This is a genomic window from Syntrophorhabdaceae bacterium, from assembly GCA_028698615.1.
GTDB lineage: Bacteria > Desulfobacterota > Syntrophorhabdia > Syntrophorhabdales > Syntrophorhabdaceae > Delta-02.
In genome coordinates, this window is sequence record JAQVWF010000119.1 from 1 (window position 1) to 2,740 (window position 2,740).

Genomic DNA, 2,740 nt, shown 5'->3' on the forward strand with positions numbered 1-2,740 from the left:
CCCCGTGCGCCATCTCGAGCCTCTGTCGAAGGTCCCGTCCCGGGTCGTTCGTATCCCCAACCCGGCGCGTTTCCATCCCAATAACCTGACCGAGCCCCCCGTAAACCGCACCCGAGGCGATCATCAGCCCCTTGAGCCCCCACTTCTCGGTGAATGGAGGGAGTCTGCGCATCATTCCGGCCCGCTGGGTGCCGACGGCGTTGATGGGGGGAAGCCCCTTCTTCGCCCGGCTTTTATTGAGAGGATGCCCCGAAAGCTCCCGGTAGCTCCAGCGGAGGTAGGCATTGAGAACTTCGGCAGTTTTTCGGGCGCGGGGATCATCCGCCAGGGACCGCAAGGGAAAGACCTCCACGAGCGGACGCCCTTCGGTGATCGGATTGGAATCGGTGACGCCGCTCGATACGTCTCCCCGGAGAAGGAGAATCCCTCCTATCCCCCTGGTGGGCAGGAACTTCACCTCAATTCCGCTCGAGGTAAAGTGCCCCACCGCCTCATGGAGAACCCGACAGCTCTCCTGGTCCAGGTCCGGATCCTCATGACGGAGGACCAGCGTGCTCCGCTCCCCGGCCACCGAAAAGATGCGGGCAAGGAGAGCCACGTCCTCCTCGTGGAGATCGATGCCTTCACCAAGCGCCTCTACCACGCCGCGGCCGGGAAACTCCTCCAGGCTGTACCCGAACATCAGAAAGTGGGCAAGCTCGCTCGGCATGGCCGCTCCCTGGAGGTGAGAGTGGAAAAGTCCGTTCATGCCGGCCGCTGCAATTTTGTCAAGATTTGGGGTGTGAGCAGCCTGGAGAGGTGTCTTGCCGTTCAAAGCGGGATGGCTTCGATCACCGAGGCCGTCGAGAAGAAGAAGGATGCAGCGCATGCTCGCTCCCTATGCAGCAAAAAGGGGCGACGGGTGATCGTGCCGTCCCGCGACGGGCTGCAAGGAACGGCAGTCGAGATAGCTGCGGAGAAGATCACGGGTATGGAGAAGCTTCTCCGGATCCATCAGCTCAACAACCCACCAGTCGCAGGATTCCGCAAGACTGAGAAGATCCAGACGGTCTGAGATGTCCGACAGGCTCGCGGGGGAAACGTGTCCATACCCTTCCAGCTCCGTATGATAGATGTGGGCATTGAGGAGCCTTTCCCTGTTGGGGATAACGTACTCCCTGCAGGTATCCATTTGCGGGTGAAGACCCCCGACCGCATGGGCATGCCCGATATCGATGGTCACGAATGCACCGCTCTGTGCAACGATACGGCGGAACAGGAGCGGGTCGTTGGTCAGCGGGGTTATCAAGTTTTCCAACGCCACGGCAACACCGTTACGGTTGCCGTGTGCCGCGAGAATGGACAGGTTGTCGATGGCGCGAGACACGACGATTCCCTCGCCTGAAGGATTGCCCAGGCCGGAATGGACCGTCATGTGTCTTCCCCCGACCTGTGCCACCTGATCCACAGTGTGCATCAGGAGTTCGAGGGAGTCGCCGCCACGCCGGTCGGTGTAGGCGACGTCCGTCCCGAAGAAACGACAATGGTAGCGGACCTGAAAGTCGGACAGCGGCTTCATGCGGGAGATAAACTCCCTTGCCGGCACAGAGGGGTCGATCGACCAGTCGATGCCCGAAAAACCATTTATGCAGGCAAATCTGGCCAGTTTCTCTGCATCCTGGTCAAATATATTGCACATGGAGATCTGTGGCCGCATCGTGTAAAGATACCTTATCGCCGGCCATAAATCAAACGGTCCCAACCAGAGGGTCCCCTGTGCTCCTCATGGTTTTCGCATCCAGGGTTCAGGGCGACATACCTCACGAGTTCGAAGACATGGCTGTCCCTGTCGTTCCCCCGGAGAAGGCAGAGAAGAGACGTGGAATCATTGTTGAACCGTTTTCCCAACACCGGCCGCCCTGGTATGAAGAAAACCTGGCAAAGCTTGCAGGGAAATGTAACGGGGCACCTTTGCGCTTTTAAAAATGGAACATCTTGAAATAGGCGGTCACGATCTCCCGGCAATTGGCCGCGCAATCCACGCCCTGTATTTCTTCCAGAGAAAAGAACTTTCCCCTCTGCCCTTCCCTCACCGTTATGTCGTCAAGCGTTAGGCTTCCGTCGATTATCCTGTACATGTGGATATCGTAGCCGTCAAAGGGAAAGTTCCCGAAATACTCCGGATCGGAAAGGTCGTATTCAAGTTCCTCCCATATCTCCCTTTTGATGCCCTCTTCGGGCGTCTCCTCCCCTTCTATCTGTCCGCCAAACGTTCCCCAGCACCCGGGATAAAGTATATCCGGGTTATCGTCCCTGAGTTGCAGCAACACCTTGCCTTCGCTGTTTTCGATCAGGAGCCCGCACTGGTTTCCGTTCTTTCCCATAAAAGATCCTGCAGTCTCCATGGTAGCATCTCTCCCGGCCTTCGTCAAAGGAAAGCGGGGGGCAATGATGGGCCTCTCGCTAAGATCATGCAGCCTGAATAAGGGATGATGGGTGTCCTCATGAGGGGAACACCGGATACTGCCTGTTGACAGGTGCCGGCTCAGGATAATAGAATCTGAAAGGTTACGAGGCCGTGAAGCAACAAACTCAACGTAAACATCAACGCGATAGGGAGTGAGATATGAGAACACTTCAGCACCCGGTCTTGCAGTACCGATGGCAGGTCAAAGAAACGAACGCGGGGGCGCAGCTTGTCTATTTTGGCTTGCGCAACCCGCCAAATCATGCAAGGAACATCATCCCTTTGCCCCGCGAA

3 protein-coding genes are annotated in these 2,740 nt (G+C 57.4%); all 3 read right to left on the bottom strand.

Features of this window, described 5'->3' with window-relative positions:
* Positions 1-868: hypothetical protein (locus PHC90_15020; GenBank protein ID MDD3847659.1), on the bottom strand; the 868-nt coding region annotated here is incomplete at its 3' end.
* 9 nt (positions 869-877) lie between these two features.
* Positions 878-1,696 (bottom strand): TIM barrel protein, encoded by an 819-nt coding sequence (locus PHC90_15025; protein ID MDD3847660.1) that lies wholly within the window; start codon positions 1,694-1,696, stop codon positions 878-880.
* A 262-nt stretch (positions 1,697-1,958) separates the two neighbouring features.
* Positions 1,959-2,384, bottom strand: coding sequence for an NUDIX domain-containing protein (locus tag PHC90_15030; GenBank protein ID MDD3847661.1), 426 nt, complete (start codon positions 2,382-2,384; stop codon positions 1,959-1,961).
* Positions 2,385-2,740 lie beyond the last annotated feature (356 nt).